The sequence below is a fragment of the Xanthomonas hortorum pv. cynarae genome (genome assembly GCF_002939985.1).
GTDB classification, from domain to species: Bacteria; Pseudomonadota; Gammaproteobacteria; order Xanthomonadales; family Xanthomonadaceae; genus Xanthomonas; species Xanthomonas hortorum_D.
The window spans coordinates 35,237-52,171 of record NZ_MDFM01000028.1 but is presented as its reverse complement, the minus strand read 5'-3'; the positions used below and the strand labels follow the sequence as shown (position 1 = coordinate 52,171).

Genomic DNA, 16,935 nt, shown 5'->3' with positions numbered 1-16,935 from the left:
ATAATTAGAAATTTATTTATTACTGAGTAATTTTTGAGTCTACAGAGTCCTCATCGAGTCGGTCCGCCCTGGCTAGGATCATTCATTCCACGCGCAACTTCCTGCTGTTGCATAATCTGTCTTTCCTGTGCGATCGCCTGATTAGCTGCCAGCAACTTCTGGTCTGATTGCTCAATCGGAATGTTGATCGCTTGATCAATTTGCACATGCACCCGCTTGTTCGCCGGGTCGTCCAGCCGGCCTTCTACCGCAAACAGGTTGCCGGTCTTGCTCATCAATACGTGATCGACGCGCGTCAACGCATTGCTCTCCATGGAGCGGTCTGCCGCTTCTGGGTAACTCTCGCGGTTGTCTTTACATGCGGCCAGGAGGCATCGGCTTGCTCGCTCACTCATCTCGTCGTAGGGCTTGCCAACGCTCTCGTCGATCTTGCGCATGCCATCGCGGATCTGCTCAAGCATGGCGTGGTCGGGATGATCTGGGTCGTCTGGACCGCGCTGGGCTAGAGTCGAACTGGATGTGGGCGCTACTGGTACATATTTATGATCATGTGCCGGATTTACGCTTCCATCCTGGGTGTGATCGAAGTGATGGAGGACTGGTGGTGTTGTGCTGCTGTCGTAGTAAGGAAAGGGAGCCTTGTTCTTGCCAAAGTCCAAACCCTCAGCTTCAATGATCGGCTCTTTCATTCCGACAGAGGCCATATTGATGGTTGCTGCAGGCATCACACCCTGTATTGGCCTTGCATACTTCCTTTCGTACTCAACTATATGCTCTACCCCTGAGGTCGCGTAATAGTTTGGATAGTCAGATGTGCCTCTATCCCCGATTCCAATTGGGTTTCGACCTGGGATAGGGTGTGTCGGATCTGGTCTATTGAAGTAATGTTGTCCCATTGCCGCAACATTTGTCGGCGACATTTGTAGCTGACCATCCGGGTCGAATTTTAGTCCTGGCCGTGGCTGAATAGTTGCGCCGGCACCCTGTGGCTTGACGATAAAATCTTCGATCCTGCGGTTTCCTAGAGCATTCATTTCTGGTAAGCCTGCAGCTGGATTGCCCTGCTTTTGTCTACTCAGTAACGCGTTCCAACCTGCAATTTCTGCTTTCGCTTCGTCGTCTCTGCTTGCTTGAATGGAAGTGGCGAAGACACGCGTGTAATCGTGAACAGGATTTGTACTTTTAGCTATGGAAACGGCATCGTTGTGGAACGCCGCGTTCGCTAGCCTTCTTTCGGGGGCATTGAAACCGTGTTGAATCTCGTGTCCGAGGACAAACGTCATGTCATTGGGATCGTACCCGTTAGGGTTTGCCGCAGACCTTCCCTGTAATCTGGCAGCAGGCATGTTCATGGAGTGACTGCTAGCGCTGTAGGTGCCACCAGCCGTGAATCCTGGAGGTATAAAGTCGAAGTGTTCTAAATGCTTATGCGGCGGATCACCCTTGTCGGTCGTCATTACCGCTCGCTTGATCTCATCTGCAAGCACTGGCGAGCCATTGATGGTCGATTGGAGGTTGTTGACCATATCTTGCGTCACTGGATGAGTCGCCCTCGCTGCATCCAGATATGTCTTCTGGGAAAATTCGATCGACATATGCTGCAGCCTGAGAGTTGCTTGCAGATCCGGGTTGTGTCTAGCGCCAGAGGATTGAAAATCAGCTGCCGGTAGAGTGACGGTCCCGGACTGAATATCGTAACTCCCAGCAAGATTTTGTTGTCCTGTAGAACCTTGCAGTGCAAATGCTTTCAAGTGCCCATTCTGGGCATCTTGATTGAGAAGCCCAAGCTGTTGTGAGTCAGCAACTACGGCCGAGCGAAGTTGCGCAACTTGCTCTGGCGTAACACCTGATTGACTTGCGAACTGCTTCAAAGCCGCTTCAAGTTGAGCATTTGGACTAGCCATGTCGGTAGGTGCTCCTACTCATTCACGGTGGAAATCGACGTTACGCAGGCGCGATATTTCTTGCCATCAAGCGCTGTTACTTCAGGCCTGGAAGCAATAGAGACCGTCATGCCGTCTTTGTGATAGCGCCAATCAATGAGCTGGCCAAGTTCGCCGTAGTTAGGCGCATCGCCAAAGCCCATTGCCTTCATGGCGTTGTGGTAATCCTCGAAACTGAGCTGACAAATATCCGTCATGGCTGCATATCTATCTGACTTGTGCACGAAGTCCAGCGACACGCCAGGGCTACGCATAGCGGCTGACGGCAGGTACTGAATTTCGTATGACCAATCGCCTCTTAATAGTTGGCTGTAGGCAAAGGATTCGACTCGCTGCCCTGGAATCGCGTTGAAGTGTTCAAGGCGAACTCCGATCACTTCATTCACATGCTCAGGGTTGAGATCGCTGGAGGATTTCAGAGCACCGATCAGTTTCAAGAACCGCTTGCCGATCTCGTCGGCGCTGAGTTCAGAGGTGCTAGCCGATGTACTGTCAGTCGAGGTCATGGTGGCATGTTCCTTCGCGGGTGGCTGTATTGCATCGGCCGAGGTGTGCGCGCAAGCACAGAGTGTCGTTCCGCATAGCGCGAGTATCGAAAGCAGGACGGTTCTTGAAAATCTCATTGACTCGTTCCGTGCAAATGACCAGGGGAAGTTAGTTTTCCTAACATGAATCATCAGTTAAGTTTTTCGCTGAAATTATCAGTCACAGCATTGACGGATCCAGGCCCCATCCATCACCACCCAGCCACCGCACCATCGGAGCGCGGATCGCTTGCTCCGCTGATCACGCCATCCACCTCGCGCACCAACGCGCCCGCGTGTCCCATGATCGAGGTATATGCGGGCAACAGTTCCACTGCATGCCCGGCATCGCGTAGTGCTTGCACCACCGCTGGATCGAAGCGGTCTTCCAGCTTCAGCGAGGTGCTGTCTTCGCCCCAGGTGCGGCCGAGCAACCAGCGCGGTGCCGTGATGGCCTGTTGCAGCGGTACGCCGAAGCGGGCGTAGCGGGAGAAAAGGGCGGCCTGTGTCTGTGGTTGGCCTTCGCCGCCCATGGTGCCGTAGGCCATGACACGGCCGTCGTCGAAAGTGGCGAGTGCGGGGTTGAGGGTGTGGAAGGGTTTGCGGCCCGGTGCGAGGGCATTCCAGCCGTCGGGGGCGAGGCGGAAGCTGCAGCCGCGGTTTTGCCAGGTGATGCCGGTGCGCGGCAGCACCAGGCCGGAACCGAATTCGAAATACGTTGACTGGATGCAGCTGACGGCGCGGCCGTGCGCGTCGATGGCGCCGAACCAGACGGTGTCGCCGGCCTGCGAGGGCTGCGGCCAGGGCAATGCAGTGGTCATGTCGATGCGTGTGGCGAGCGCGTCGAGTGCGGCCTTGTCGTCAAGTAGGGCCTGAGCGTCGAGCGTCATCCAGGCGGGGTCGCCGACGTGTGCGTCGCGGATCAGGAAGGCCTGTTTGGTGGCTTCGATCAGGCCGTGCAGGTGTGCGTAGCTGTCGGGGTGTTCGGCATGCAGGCGATCGAACAAGGCGAGGATCAGCAGTGAGGCGAGGCCTTGCGTGGGCGGTGCGTGGTTGTAGAGGCGTGCGCCGTGGATGGCGACCGAGAGCGGCACAGTGGTTTCGGCATGATGGCTTGCGAGGTCATGTGCGTTGAGCGGGCTGCCGAGCGCTTGCAGATCGGCGGCGATGTCGTTGGCCACTGCGCCGCGATAGAAACTCTCCAGGCCTTCGTCGGCGAGCCGTTGCAAGGTGCGTGCGAGGTGCGCTTGGTGCAGCAGCGCGCCTTCGTGCAGGGGCGCGCCGTGTGGCTCGAAGATGCTGGCGTAGGCGCCGGGTTGCACGTGCAGTTCGGCGCTCTTGCTGGCGGCGATGTGTGCGCCGCCTAACGTGACCGGTACGCCATCGCTGGCGTGGTGGATGGCGTCCTGCAACAAGCGTTGCAGCGATAGCGTGCCGCCTGCGTGCTGCAGGGCGAGCGCCCAGCCGGAGACGGTACCGGCCACGGTATTGGCCGCACCGGGGCCGCGCCACGGAATGCTGCTGTGGCCGCGATAGAAGTCCAGGGTTGCGGCTTGCGCGGCGCGGCCGCAGGCGTCGATGGCGTGTACGCGGCCGTCGGGTTCGTGGATCAGCCAGAAGCCGTCGCCACCGATACCAGTCATGTGCGGGTACACCACGGCCAGGCAGGCGGCGGTGGCGACGGCGGCTTCGATGGCGTTGCCGCCGTCGCGCAAGATATCGCGCCCGGCCTGTGCGGCCAGATGATGCGGGGCCACGACCATGCCGCGACGCGCGCGCAAGGTGTGCAGCATCAGCGTGTCTCCGCCGGTGGACTGAAGGCGAGCAGGCCGTCGCGTTCGAGTTGCGCCGCCAGTGCGAACAGGCGGTCTTCGCGGCCGGGCGCGGCAATCAATTGCACGCCCAGCGGCAGGCGGCCGGGGCGCGGCAACGGGGCGGCCAATACCGGGCAGGCGGCAAGCCCGAGCGGTTGGGTGAAGATACCTAAGTTGGCGCGCGCGGACACCGGCAGGCCGTCGATCTGGATGGTGTCCTGGTCGATGCGTGGTGCCACGCACGGTGTGGTAGGCGCGATCAGCACATCCACCTCGTCCCACAGGCGTTGCATGGCGGCGCCAAACCACTGCGCGAAGCGGTGTGCATCGGCCACCGCGCTGGCAGGCAATTGCAGGCCGGCAAGCAGGCGGTCGCGGGTGGCCGGGTCGAACTGCTCGGCATGCGTGCTCAAACCGGCGCGATGACGATGGCCGCCTTCGGCAGCGGTGAGCACGAAGGCGGCGGCGCGGGCGCGTTCTGCTTCGGGTAATTCGATGAGGGTGGTGCTGTTGCAGGCGGTCAGCAGCGTGGTGAGCCCGGTATCCAGGTCGGGATCGAGATTGCGTTGGAACCAGCCGCCCAGGCGTGCGATGCGCAAGCTGCCGGCATTGCAGGAGGCAACGGCGTGACCAAGCATCACTTCATGGACGCGGCGTAGATCGGCGATGGAGGTGGCGAACGGGCCGACCACATCCAGCGCATCGACGAAGCCGAACACGCCGTCCAGCGGCAACGCGCCATGCGTGGGACGCAGGCCGTACACGCCGCATAATGCGGCCGGAACGCGGATGGAGCCGTTGGTGTCCGAGCCGAGCGCGAATGGCACCAGACCGGCGGCCACCGCAGCAGCCGAGCCACCCGACGAACCGCCGGCCAGATGGCGGTGATCGTGCGGGTTGGCGGTGGTGCCGTAGTGCGCGTTGACGGTGGCAAACCCGTAGGCGAATTCGTCCATGTTGGCGGTGCCTACCAGCACCGCGCCCGCATCGCTCAGCCGTTGCACCACAGCCGCATCGCGGGTGGCAGGTGCGCACTGCGCGCGGACGACGGCACCAGCGGTGGTGACCTGGCCGGCGACATCGAACAGGTCCTTGACCACGAACGGCACGCCGGCCAACGCGCCGCCGTCGCTGCCGCCGGCCAGCGCGGCCTGCACGCGCGCGGCATCGGCGGCGGCGCGTGCAGGCAATAGGCGGGTGATCGCACGCAGGCTGTCGTTGGCCTGGTGGATGTGCGTGAGTGTCTGGGTGGCATGGCGTGCGGTCAGCGTGGGCTGGCTGCGGGTGGTGCTGACGATGGAGGCGATCTGCCCGCGCGGAGTGGTGCTGTCCTGTTGCGTTGGGCGCGGGGCGGTGAAGCTGGCGAGCAGCTGCGCGTGGCCGCGCAGGACCTCGGTATTGCGATCGATGCCGGCCTGCCACTGCGCTGGGAGTTGCATGGGGTCACCTTGGGTTGCTGGAAGTTGCGGGTATGGGTGTCTTCCAAGCCCCTCTCCCGCCGGGAGAGGGGTTGGGGTGAGGGTGCCCCGCTAGTTGGAGATGTATCAGGTACGCGTTTACCTTGCTTGCCACCTACTCAACTGGCGCAGCATTTTTCGTAGTTGCCGTACCCTCATCCGCCCTTCGGGCACCTTCTCCCGACGGGAGAAGGGGTAACGGCAACCCCACTGCCGGCGGCTGCGGCGCAGTGAGGTGATCGACCAGTAATTGCTCGAACGCTTCCACATTCACCGCATGCACCACCGTCTGAGCTTGTTCGCCCAGTCCAGGCTGATAGCCTGGTGCCCACGACAGGATGTCGCCATAGCCGGCATCGAAGGCGGTATTGGTATCGACATAAAGCGTCTCGGTGTGCGTTGCCAACTCGGGGCACAGCCACACCGCAGTGGCCAGCTCATCCCACATCGGAAAGCCGGTTTCGCGACGGCGCAATGCGTGGCCGATGCTGGTATCGGCAGCGCTCATGCGTGCCAGCAAGGCTGGCGTGAGTTCGGTCGCGGTCGATGGGTCCACCGGCACCATGGTGATCTTGCGCCAGGGCGCACGCATGACGATGCTGGCCGCTTCCGGATCCCAGCGGATGTTGAATTCGCGGCGTGGCGAGTTGACGAATTCGCGCGCGAATTGCTGTGCGCTGATGCTGTTGCGTTGCTGCCGCGGGTTGAGGCTGCCGCCCATGTAGACCAGCTCGCGCGCCAGTGTGGCGAAGGCCGGGTCCAGCGATTGTGCAAGCGCCAGATTGGTCAGCGGGCCTGTGGCAATGATGCTCACCTCGCCTGGATACAGGCGCACCATGCGCAGCATGAACAACGCAGCCGGTTCGTCGGATGCGCGCACCACGCTGGGATTGCCCAACGCCAGGTCGGGCACCACGTCGTGGGCGTGATAACGCGGCGCGCTCTGCACGGTGTCGCCATCCACCCAGTGTTTGGTCCATGCACCTTTCCAGACCAGCTTGCCGTACAGCGCTTCCCAACGCTCGGTGGCGAGCTCGCTGTTGAGCAGCGGATGCACCGGGCCGGGTAGCACCGGGATCTGCGGCTGGCCGGCCAGTTCCAGCAGACGGCAGCTATGCGCCAGCACTTCGTCGCGCCAGATGTTGCCGCTGACCGCGCTGATGCCCAGCACCTCGACCTCGGGCGATTGCAACAGCAGCAGCTGCGCGGGGGTGAAGCCGTCGATGTCGTCTTCGAGAATGACGCGGCGTTTTGATGGGGCGGCGTGCGAGTGGGTCATTGCGCTTTGGTCATGGGGAAGAATGCGTTGCGGCGAGGATGGAGTGGACGTCGCGTTTGTAGGAGCGTGCCTGCGCGCGATGAGGCGTTACCGGTGAAGCCGATTCGCGCTCGGGCGCGCTCCTACGTAAAGCAGCATGCGCTCGTATTGCGCCAGATCGGTTTCAAGCTGCCATTGCAGCCGTGCCTTCTCGCTGCTCTGGCGGAAGGCGCGACACACGGCATCATCGGTTTCGCGCTGCAATGCAGTGGCGCAGGCCTGCGCAGCTGTACCGTCTGCGCTCCACACGCTGGTGCCCGGCAGGAAGCTGTAAGTCAGCCCGTTGCGAGCGAGCTGCTTGAGCGTGGGGTAATCGATGCCTTGCTCCTGCATCGCGCGTTGATACTCGTGGGTCATGTCCGCGCGCGAGACGCCGGCATCGTCGGTGGACAGCACCACCGGCACACCGGCGCGCAGATACATCGCCAGCGGATGCGCGCCACCTTTGACGCCCAGAATCACATCGTTGCTGGTGAGGTTGATCTCCACCGCGATCTGGTCGCGGCGCATGCGCTGCAGCAATCCATCCACGTCGTCTTCGTAAGGCAGATCCACACCGTGACCGATGCGGCGTGCACCCACGTCCACCGCCTGGCGGATGTGCGAGCGCAGTTGCGCGGGTGGCACCAGACCCAACGCCAGCTCGCCGGCATGCAGGGACAGCGGCACGTTGGGATAGCGCGTTGCGAAGAAACGGAACATCGCCATGTGGCGCGCGTAATCGGCCAGCGCCACCGGGTTGTCTTCGGGCGCAACGATGTTCAACGCCACCGCGTGGCTGCCGCCGGCAGCGATCAGCGCGTGCGCAAGCGCCATCTGCCCGAACACCATCGGCTGCGGCAACACGCGCAACACGTAAGGCACGTAGCGATACGCGACCTGGCAGCCGGGACGTGCATCGGGCTGGTCGCATTGCAGCACGCGGCGCACCTGGGCATCGGTGTCGGCAAGGTCGCGTTGCGCAGCCTGCACCAGCGGCGGCAAGGCATCCTGCAAGGCAAGTAGATTGGCTGCGTCGTCGTCGGCCTTCCATGGCAGAGCCTGCATCTGTTTTGCGGCCTGATCCATCTGCGGCGGGTTGGCGATGATTTCCACATAGGGCACGCGGTCGCGTGCGGCCTGCTCCAGCACCGCGGCCACGGTGTCGGCAACGCGCGCGCGCACTACCGCGTCGAACTTGCCGAAGGTGCTGAAGAACTGATCGTGTCCGGTGGGTTGCGATGAGCTGGGCAGGAACTTGCGCATCGACAAGCTATCCACCACCCGGCCATACAGCGCGGCATTGCGCGTTGCCAGGTCGCGTGCAGGCTCCTGGCCTTTACCGCACGGCGGCGCGCGCAGGCTCAGGTCGTCCAGCTGCACGCAGGCGCCGTCGTCGCTGGCCCATTGCAGATAGTTTTCGGCATAGACCGAACCGGAGAGATGGTTATGCAGGTCGCCGCCCTTGGGCATGGCTTGCAGCCACGCGCGCAATTGCGCAGGTTGCGCGGCCGCGTCGTGAAACAGCTGCGCTACCTGCTGCTCGCGCTGTTGCGCAGGCGCCTGCGCCGGGCGTGCGAGCGTCATGCCCGGTAACAAGGTGCACAAGCTGAGGATCAGACAGCGATAACGATGTGGCATGTGGTGAGCTCTGGGAATGAGACAGCACCGTCGTGGCGCTGCCGGTTGCGGTGCAGCTTGCCGCGCGACGCGGTGGGTGACCAGGGGGGCAGGAAATGAAATAGCTGCGGCGACTCGCTCACTCCAAGGCATAGCGCAGCACGAACAGGCCGGCAATCGCCCAGGTGGCCGGATGCACGGCGCGCCAGCGGCCGCTGCCCAGCTTGAGTGCCGCATAGGTGATGAAGCCGAAGGCCAGGCCGGTGGCGATGGAATAGGTGAGCGGCATGGCCAGCATGCAGATCGCGGCCGGTAGCGCGTCGCCGACATCGTCCCACTGGATCTGCGTGCACTCGCGCAGCATCACCGATGCCAGGTAGATCAGCGCCGGTGCGGTGGCATACGCCGGCACCATCGCCGCCAATGGCGAGAACAGCAGCGCCAGCAGAAACAGCGCTGCCACCACCAGCGCGGTGAGCCCGGTACGCCCACCCACCTGTACACCGGCAGCGCTTTCCACATAGGCGGTGGTGCTGGAAGTGCCAAGCAGCGAGCCGGCCAGGATGGCGGTGCTGTCGGCGAACAGGGCGCGGTCGAACTGGCGACGGTGCGCCTGTGTGTGCAACAGGCCGGCGCGCTGGGCCACGCCCATCAAGGTGCCGGTGGCATCGAACATTTCCACCAGCACGAACACCAGCACCACGTGCAGGACGGCGGTCAGTGCGCCGCTGCCACCATGGCCTTGCAATGCGCCGGCAATATCCAGCTGCAGCAGCGTCGGCGCCAGGCTCGGCGGCAGCGACAGCACGCCCTGATAGTGCACCAGACCCAGCGCCAGCGCCGCGACGGTGACCGCCAGGATGCCCAGCAACATCGCCCCGCGCACGCGGCGCACTTCCAGTACGCCGATCAGCAGCAGCCCAGCCAACGCAAGCAATGGCTCGGGCCGATGCAAGTCGCCCAGGGTCACCAGCGTCTGCGGATGCGCCACCACCAGCCCGGCTTTTTGCAAGCCGATCAACGCCAGGAACAGGCCGATGCCCGCTGCAATCGCACTGCGCAAGGTGGGTGGGATGCCATCCACCAGCCAGCGTCGCGCGCCGGTGACGCTGAGCAGCAGGAACACGCAGCCGGACACGAACACCAGCCCCAGCGTCTGCTGCCAGCTGTAACCCAGCGTGCCCACCACGGAGAAAGCGAAAAACGCATTCAAGCCCATGCCCGGTGCCATGCCGATGGGATAGTTGGCCAGCACGCCCATCAGCAGCGAGCCAAGCGCGGCGGCCAGACAGGTCGCCACGAACACCGCGCCGTGGTCCATGCCGGTGGTGGCCAGGATGTCGGGGTTGACGAAGACGATGTAGGCCATGGTCAGGAAGGTGGTGGCACCGGCCAGGACCTCGGTACGCACGCTGCTGCCATTGGCGGACAGCGCAAATCCGGGCCAGCGCATCAGCGTGCGCCCCGGCACGGGCGGGCGAAGGCGATCGCACAAACAACCATCGGCAGGTATCTCATCGGCACAAAGGGGCATGCGCGATTGCGGTGGACGCGCGCGGGCCAAATATCTTGCACTGTGCGACGGCGGTTGCCACGGACCTTGGGCACCGATTGCGCTGCAAGTGCAATGCGTGTTGCGCGGCGTAATGGCATGACCGCAGGCTTCGTCTGTCTCTGCGCCGGCGGCGCCTTGTGCACCCATCGATCAAACCGTGAAAGAAGATGCGGGGCTCACGTCCGTCCACAGGTGTCCTGCGAGGTTGGCGGCCGCTTCGCGTTGCAGCGTGACCGACGTTAGCCACCTGCGCGCCCGCTGTCGTCCTGTCTGCGCAGGCGCACGACATACGGAGCGCTCAAAGATCCAGCACCAGGCGTGGCGAACGGCTGCGCGAGCAACACAGCGTGATCTGGGTATTGGCGGCGTGCGCGCTGTCGCTGAGCACGCTGTCGCGGTGATCCGGCGTGCCGGCCAGCACGCCGGTGAGGCAGGCGCCGCACATGCCTTGCTCGCAGGACAGCGGCACCTCGATGCCGGCATCGAGCAAGGCGCTGGCGATGCTGCACTCGGCCGGCACCTGCACCACGCGGCCGCTGGCGGCCAGCTCCACTTCGAAGGCGCTATCGGCATCGTGCGCCACGTTGGTTTCGGCAGCGGCAAAGTGTTCGCGGTGCAGTTGCTCCGGCGCCCAGCCGTGGGTTTTGGCAAGCAGCGTGAAGTGGTTCATGAAGGCGGCAGGTCCGCACAGATACAGCTGGTCGCGCGCACGCGCCTGGCCCAGTTCCTCGGGCACATGCACGCGCGGGCTCTCGCCGTCGTCGCTCAGATGCACCTGCACCTGGCCATGCGTGAAGCCGCGTTGCAGCCGCTGCCCGAACGCCACATCGGCATGCCGGCGCGCGTAGTAGTGCAGCACGAAGGTCTCGCCGCGCGCTTCCAGCGCCTCGGCCATCGACAGCAGCGGGGTGATGCCGATGCCGGCGGCCAGCAGCACGTGGCGCTCGCCCGGATGCAAGGGAAACAGATTGCGCGGTGTGGAGATACGCAGGCGGTCGCCGGTACTCAGCTGCTCGCACAGATGCCGCGAGCCGCCGCGCGACGCATCGGCCAACTTCACGCACAGCAGATAGTGATCACGCACATGCGGCGCACTGGCGATCGAGTATTGGCGGATCAAGCCATCGGGCAGATGCAGATCCACATGCGCACCGGCTTCGAATGCCGGCAATTCCGCGCCCACCGGCTCCAACCGGATCGCGCGTTGGCGGTGGCCCTGGTCGAAGACGTCGGCGACGCGGACCTCGTGCAGCTGCATGGCGTGCTCCTCGGCCGTCAACGCAGAAAGAAGTCGCTATAGCCCTGACTGCGCAGGCCACGGCGGTAAGCGATCGAACTGCGATCGGCCGGGATATGCACTTCCAGCAGCGGATCCAGCGGCAGGTATTCGGGGCGCTGCGCCTCCACCATGGCGCGGTCTTCCTCGAACACGCGCAGGTTGAAGGCGTGCACGTCTTCCACTGGCAGATGGGTGTCGAAGTTGCGCGCGATCGGCACCAGCAGGCGGGTCTTGTGCTTGGACACCGGGCTGGCGGCATTCATGATCACCAGCCGCTTGCCCGGCACCGGGAAGTGGATGGTGAGGGTGGCGGTGAACGGCAGATGCACCTCGAAATGGCGCAGCCACTGGAAGTCCGGCGCCACGTCCGGCAGCGGCATGTCCACCGAATAATTGGCCACCGAGCTCAGGTAATCGGCATTGAAGCCGGTGGGCGTTTCGGTGGTGGTGTAGGCCGGTACCTCGCGCTTGTCCGGCTGGGCGAAGGTCGCGGTGTGCACGAAGGCGAAATGCGCCACGTCGATGAAGCCTTCCAGCTGGCGTGCGGCGCTGCCGCCGATATCGAAAGCCGGGCAGACGATCTGTTGAAAGCCGTCCTCGTCCCAGCCGGGCATCGGCGGAATCTGCACCTCGGCCTCGCTCACCCCGGCCGGTTTGGACAGACACACCCAGATCAGCCCGTAGCGCTCGGCCACCGCGTAGGTATGCAGCCGCATCTTGGCGGGGATGTTCTGGTTGGGACTGGCGGGGATGTGATTGCAACGCCCGCCCGCGCCGAAGCGCAGCCCGTGGTAGGCGCAGACCACGCCGCCGCCATCGGCGGTGCCCATGCTCAGCGGCACGCCGCGGTGCGGGCAGACATCGCGCGCAGCCACCAATTCGTCGCCCAGCCGGTACAGCACCAGCGGCTCGTCCAGCAGGGTGGCCTTGAACGGCGCTTCGCTCACTTCGCTGCTCAGCGTCACCGCGTGCCAGTGCTGGGCCAGGCGCCGCCAGTCGGCGGCGGCGAAGGTGCAGTGCAGCGGCAAGGCGGGGACGGCGACATCCATGGGTCCAGTCTCTGGCGTAGGGCGGGAGCGGTGCCGGATTGACTCTAGGAAGCCGGGGGTGTGTTATCAAACATCGATTTTCAGCCAAGCCATTGCAAAAAATGCAACGCCAACCGAGCCCCACCGCATGCTGACCTTTTCCCGCTTCACCCGTTACTTCATCGAAGTGGCCCGCTGCGGCAGCATCCGCAAGGCCTCCGACGTACTGCACGTGTCGGCCTCGGCGATCGACCGGCAGATCCTCAAGGCCGAGGAAGAACTGGGCGCGCAGCTGTTCGAGCGCCTGCCCGGCCGGCTGCGCCTGACCGCCGCTGGCGAGCTGCTGCTGGTGGACGTGCGCGGCTGGGAGAAGGCCTACGCGCGCACGCTGGAGCGCTTCGACGAGCTCAAGGGGCTGCGCCGCGGGCATGTGGAGATCGCCATGATCGACGCGCTCAGCGAGGGCGTGGTGCCGGCGGCGGTCGCCGCGTTGGTGCAGGAGTACCCCGGCATCACCTTCAACCTCTCCACCGCGCGCAACCAGCGGGTGATGGAGATGGTGACCTCGGCCGATGTGGACATCGGCCTGCTGCTGGACCCGGTGAGCAGCGTGGACCTGGAGGTGCGCGCATTCGCCGACATCCCGCTGGGGATTGCGATGCCGGTGGGCCATCCGCTCAGCACGCGCACCGAGCTGCAGCTGAGCGAGACGCTGGAGCACCGGCTGCTGCTGCCGGCCGCCCCGTTGATCGTCGGCGAGCACGCCAAGGTGCTGTACCAACGCCAGCATATCGACGTGAAGCGGCTGACCCACTGCAACGATGTGCGCACCCTGCGTGGCCTGGTGCGCGCCGGTGCGGGTGTGGGTTTGATGTCGTGGCTGGATGCCGCCCCGGATGTGGCGGATGGGCGGCTGGCGTTCGTGCCGTTCCGCCGTCATTTGACCAAGCCGATGACGCTGGCACTGTGTGTGGCTCCGCAGCGGCAGCTTTCACGCTCGGCGCAACTGGCGATCCAGGCGCTGGCGGCGCGCATCGAGGCGATGGCGGTGCCGGTGGTTGGTTGAACCCCTCTCCCTCTTGGAAGAAGGGAGCAAAGCCCCTCTCCTGCGGGAGAGGGGTTGGGGTGAGGGTACGGCGGCGCAGCAGTCGGTGCAGCACTTCTGAAGGCGCGTGGCGAAGCGCATACAACCCCCACTCGTTACACTTGCCCAGCTCTTTCCACACGACACCCGCACCATGCAGTTGATCGATATCGGCGCCAATCTCACCCATGACTCTTTCGACCGCGATCGCGATGCGGTGCTGCAGCGCGCACGCGAGGCCGGTGTTACGCAACTGGTGATCACCGGCGCCAGCCGTGAGCACTCACCACTCGCCCTGCAACTGGCACAACAGCACCCGGGATTTCTCTACGCCACCGCCGGCGTGCACCCGCACCACGCGGTGGAATTCACCGCCGAATGCGAGGCCGAAATGCGCACGCTGCAGGCGCACCCGCAAGTGGTGGCGGTAGGCGAATGCGGGCTGGATTACTTCCGCGATTTCGCCCCGCGTCCGGCGCAGCACAAGGCCTTCGAACGGCAACTGCAGTTGGCTGCCGACAACGGCAAACCGTTGTTCCTGCATCAGCGCGATGCGCACGACGACTTCCTCTCGATCATGCGCAGCTTCGACGGCCGTCTGGGTCCGGCGGTGGTGCATTGTTTCACCGGCACGCGCGAAGAACTGTTCGCGTATCTGGATCGCGATTACTACATCGGCATCACCGGCTGGCTCTGCGATGAGCGCCGTGGTGCGCATCTGCGCGAGCTGGTGCGCTCGATCCCGGCCAACCGGTTGATGATCGAAACCGACGCGCCTTACCTGCTGCCGCGCACGCTCAAGCCGATGCCCAAGGACCGCCGCAACGAGCCTATGTTTCTGTCGCATATCGTGGAAGAACTCGCACGCGATCGTGGTGAGGACGTGGCGCTGACCGCGGCCAACAGCACGGCAGCAGCGCGTGCGTTTTTCCGTTTGCCCGCGCCTGCGGTCGTGGCGTGAAGCGAGCGGCGTGGGCGGTCACGCCGCCAGCAATTCCCACCCTTGCGCGTCGCGTAGCCGCAGCCATCGCGGGTGATCAGCTCCAGCACAGCGCCATCGGGGCCGGCGAAATACACCGACCGCGATTGCCACACCCTGGCCAGCGTAAAACGTTGGAGGCCCTCCGGGTCGGCAAGCAGCGTGCTGCGCGCAGCGATCCATTGCGCGGTGGCCTCCAAGCGCGAAGGGGCGACGTTGAAGGCCAGATGCCTACCGGGTGCTGCGCCTGCACGCAGTCCAGCGTGGTACAGCCGATGCGCAGTGTGTTGCCGTGTAGCGGTAGCTGCAGTGCATCGCGATAGAAACGCCGGGTCAGGTCGGGGTCCAGGCAGGGCAGCAGTAGATGGCGGAGATGCATGGCACTGAGTTCGATGGAAGAGGCGTGCATTGAAAAACCTCAATCCAAGTTGAGGTCAAGCGCCTATCCGGATAGGCATCAGCTTGCAATGTGCAGTATCCAGGCAATGCGCATTGGTTAGGAGAGTGCAGCAGCGCATCATGGCCGAAGAACGCGCAACAACGTGCAGGGCATTGAGATGCATGCTTCAGAGCTCATGCATCGTCGCTGGTCGATGTTGCCGTTTACGTGCATCCACCTTGTGCGCTGATTGGCTTGCGTCCGTAACGCTGCCTGATGACCGCTGGAGAAACTTCGCATACGCAAGCGGGTCTTCCATCGGCACGAGCGTGTTTGCACAAGTACTGCCTATGCTCCTCATACAAACTCGGAGACCTCAAATGGGAAATTGCATCAGCGGAGTCTCTTCGGCACAGCCAGCTCTGGCGCCTGAATTGCAAGCACACCCTGCCGCCGAAGCATCCACCAGCAGCCACACCATGCACGCACAAACGCACCTGTCGCCACTGGGTCGGGCGCCTGCCAGATCTCCCTCGCGTACAAGCCAGGCAAGGGCCAGCGAGCCACTGCAACCGGAGCTCCGGCGCGCCACGCAGCTCTGTGAGCGCTGGAATTCCCTGATCCCTTCGCTGGAGACAAGGGGCGAGATGGATCTGAAAGATGCCTTGGTTGACAAACAGCTCGTGCTTGAAAACATCAAACAGGTGTTGGAAGACATGAGCAGTGCGAACGCCATTGCCGATGACAGAGATGTTGACGCGATAGGCAAACTGCTCTCCAACATTGAGGGTATCGTGGCGATGCTCGAGCGCATGCTCAAGAACCGGGACGTCAACGTGTTTACCAATATGCGCGCGCCGCCGCTTGCCCAGCTGAAAGGCCTCAAGGCTCCTGTGCTTCATCGGCCATGAGGCATGCTGTTTGCAGGAGTGAGTTGAGCGTGACAGCAGACGTGCTTCCCGACACAAACATTGGCCAGGTGACATACGCAGCTTTGGGGCACGCTCACAGCAACTCCGCCAACGTCCACAAGTGACGCACCAATGGCGCGGTCTCCAATGCACCTGGCGAGACCGCCAACGCAAGCCTTGCCATTGGCATTTGCCCTTCGATATCCAGATAGCGCACGCCGGGCAGTTGCAGTTGCGCAGTGGAGGCGGGCACCACCGAGACGCCCAATTCGGCGGCGACCAGATTGACGATGGACGACATCTGCGGCGCGTCCTGGGTGATGCGCAAGGTCACGCCGGATGCGCGGCAGGCGGCGAGAATCTCGTCGTACAGGCTCGAACCGAAGCTGCGCGGAAACAGGATGAACGGCTCGCCCGCCAGTGCCGCCAACGGCGCGCTGCTGCGTGCAGCCAGGCGATGCGCGGCGGGCACGGCGATCTTCATCGGCTCATCGGCAAAGCGCAGCAGCTGCAGATCGGGTGGCGTGCTCAAGCCGTAACGCACAAACGCCGCATCCAGCCGGCCATCGGCGAGCGCGATCAATAATCCGGCGGTGTTGGTTTCTTCCAGCAGCAGCTCCACCTGCGGCCATTGCCGGCGAAAGTCGCGGATCAGATGCGGCACCACCGGGTTGAACGCCGCCGATGCGGTAAAGCCCAGCCGCAGCCGGCCGGATTCGCCACGCGCCACCCGGCGCGCCGTTTCGGCAGCGCGCTCCACATCGGCGAGCACGCGGCGCACCTCGACCAGGAATGCCTCGCCGGCGGGGGTCAGCTCGGCGCCGCTGTGAGTGCGCCGGAACAGTGGCGTGCCCAGATCGCGTTCCAGCGCCTGGATCTGCTGACTCAGCGGTGGCTGGCCGATACCGACCCGCGCTGCTGCCCGAGTGAAGTTGCCTTCTTCGGCAACGGCCAGGAAATAGCGGAAGTGATGAAGCTCCATGCTATCTGTTCTGCATATGGCAACTGCCAGCATCATATATTGGACAGGGGGTAGTGGAAGGCGAATACTCGCCGTCCCATGTC

General features: G+C 63.7%; 13 protein-coding genes and 1 pseudogene. 3 read left to right on the top strand and 11 right to left on the bottom strand.

Going from position 1 to position 16,935, the window contains the following annotated elements:
* Nucleotides 1-50: 50 nt before the first annotated feature.
* The 9 genes from XcyCFBP4188_RS17385 to XcyCFBP4188_RS17345 all read right to left on the bottom strand — a co-directional run bounded on the left by XcyCFBP4188_RS17385 (nucleotide 51) and on the right by XcyCFBP4188_RS17345 (nucleotide 12,538).
* Nucleotides 51-1,904 carry an XVIPCD domain-containing protein gene (locus XcyCFBP4188_RS17385; RefSeq protein WP_104592524.1) on the bottom strand — a complete coding sequence of 618 codons (1,854 nt, stop codon included), beginning with the start codon at nucleotides 1,902-1,904 and terminating at the stop codon, nucleotides 51-53.
* 14 nt (nucleotides 1,905-1,918) lie between these two features.
* On the bottom strand, nucleotides 1,919-2,449 hold the full coding sequence (locus XcyCFBP4188_RS17380) for a hypothetical protein (protein ID WP_006448940.1): 531 nt from the start codon (nucleotides 2,447-2,449) through the stop codon (nucleotides 1,919-1,921).
* A gap of 230 nt (nucleotides 2,450-2,679) precedes the next feature.
* Nucleotides 2,680-4,260, bottom strand: coding sequence for a gamma-glutamyltransferase family protein (locus XcyCFBP4188_RS17375; RefSeq protein WP_006448939.1), 1,581 nt, complete (start codon nucleotides 4,258-4,260; stop codon nucleotides 2,680-2,682).
* Entirely contained in the window at nucleotides 4,260-5,720 is a 1,461-nt protein-coding gene (locus tag XcyCFBP4188_RS17370; protein ID WP_046933135.1) for an AtzE family amidohydrolase, read from the bottom strand. Before XcyCFBP4188_RS17370 ends, XcyCFBP4188_RS17375 begins: the two co-directional genes overlap by 1 nt.
* 133 nt (nucleotides 5,721-5,853) lie before the next feature.
* Nucleotides 5,854-7,017, bottom strand: a complete 1,164-nt coding sequence (locus XcyCFBP4188_RS17365) for a nucleoside hydrolase (protein ID WP_006450044.1) — start codon at nucleotides 7,015-7,017, stop codon at nucleotides 5,854-5,856.
* An 87-nt stretch (nucleotides 7,018-7,104) separates the two neighbouring features.
* Nucleotides 7,105-8,676, bottom strand: a complete 1,572-nt coding sequence (locus XcyCFBP4188_RS17360; RefSeq protein ID WP_043908281.1) for an adenosine deaminase family protein — start codon at nucleotides 8,674-8,676, stop codon at nucleotides 7,105-7,107.
* A gap of 118 nt (nucleotides 8,677-8,794) precedes the next feature.
* Nucleotides 8,795-10,108, bottom strand: coding sequence for an NCS2 family permease (locus tag XcyCFBP4188_RS17355; protein ID WP_006450042.1), 1,314 nt, complete (start codon nucleotides 10,106-10,108; stop codon nucleotides 8,795-8,797).
* A gap of 400 nt (nucleotides 10,109-10,508) precedes the next feature.
* Complete coding sequence (locus XcyCFBP4188_RS17350; RefSeq protein ID WP_043908283.1) at nucleotides 10,509-11,468, bottom strand: PDR/VanB family oxidoreductase; 960 nt, start codon at nucleotides 11,466-11,468, stop codon at nucleotides 10,509-10,511.
* Nucleotides 11,469-11,485: 17 nt separating this feature from the next.
* The gene (locus tag XcyCFBP4188_RS17345; protein ID WP_104592523.1) at nucleotides 11,486-12,538 is read right to left on the bottom strand and encodes an aromatic ring-hydroxylating oxygenase subunit alpha; all 1,053 of its coding nucleotides are present in this window, start codon (nucleotides 12,536-12,538) and stop codon (nucleotides 11,486-11,488) included.
* A gap of 127 nt (nucleotides 12,539-12,665) precedes the next feature.
* Here XcyCFBP4188_RS17345 and XcyCFBP4188_RS17340 point away from each other — a divergent pair, with 127 nt between their 5' ends.
* Both XcyCFBP4188_RS17340 and XcyCFBP4188_RS17335 read left to right on the top strand, forming a co-directional pair.
* Complete coding sequence (locus tag XcyCFBP4188_RS17340) at nucleotides 12,666-13,583, top strand: LysR family transcriptional regulator (RefSeq protein WP_043888849.1); 918 nt, start codon at nucleotides 12,666-12,668, stop codon at nucleotides 13,581-13,583.
* A 172-nt stretch (nucleotides 13,584-13,755) separates the two neighbouring features.
* Nucleotides 13,756-14,562, top strand: coding sequence for a TatD family hydrolase (locus XcyCFBP4188_RS17335; protein WP_043888850.1), 807 nt, complete (start codon nucleotides 13,756-13,758; stop codon nucleotides 14,560-14,562).
* A gap of 65 nt (nucleotides 14,563-14,627) precedes the next feature.
* On the opposite strand, the pseudogene XcyCFBP4188_RS17330 reads toward XcyCFBP4188_RS17335, so the two are convergent.
* Nucleotides 14,628-14,959, bottom strand: a pseudogene (locus XcyCFBP4188_RS17330) (VOC family protein); the annotation flags it as partial.
* A 647-nt stretch (nucleotides 14,960-15,606) separates the two neighbouring features.
* On the opposite strand from XcyCFBP4188_RS17330, the gene XcyCFBP4188_RS17325 reads away from it, so the two are divergent.
* A complete protein-coding gene (locus XcyCFBP4188_RS17325) occupies nucleotides 15,607-15,870 on the top strand; it encodes a hypothetical protein (protein WP_006452663.1) in 264 nt (87 codons plus the stop codon).
* Between the two features lie 94 nt (nucleotides 15,871-15,964).
* On the opposite strand, the gene XcyCFBP4188_RS17320 is transcribed toward XcyCFBP4188_RS17325, so the two are convergent.
* Nucleotides 15,965-16,852, bottom strand: a complete 888-nt coding sequence (locus tag XcyCFBP4188_RS17320; RefSeq protein ID WP_104592522.1) for a LysR family transcriptional regulator — start codon at nucleotides 16,850-16,852, stop codon at nucleotides 15,965-15,967.
* Nucleotides 16,853-16,935 lie beyond the last annotated feature (83 nt).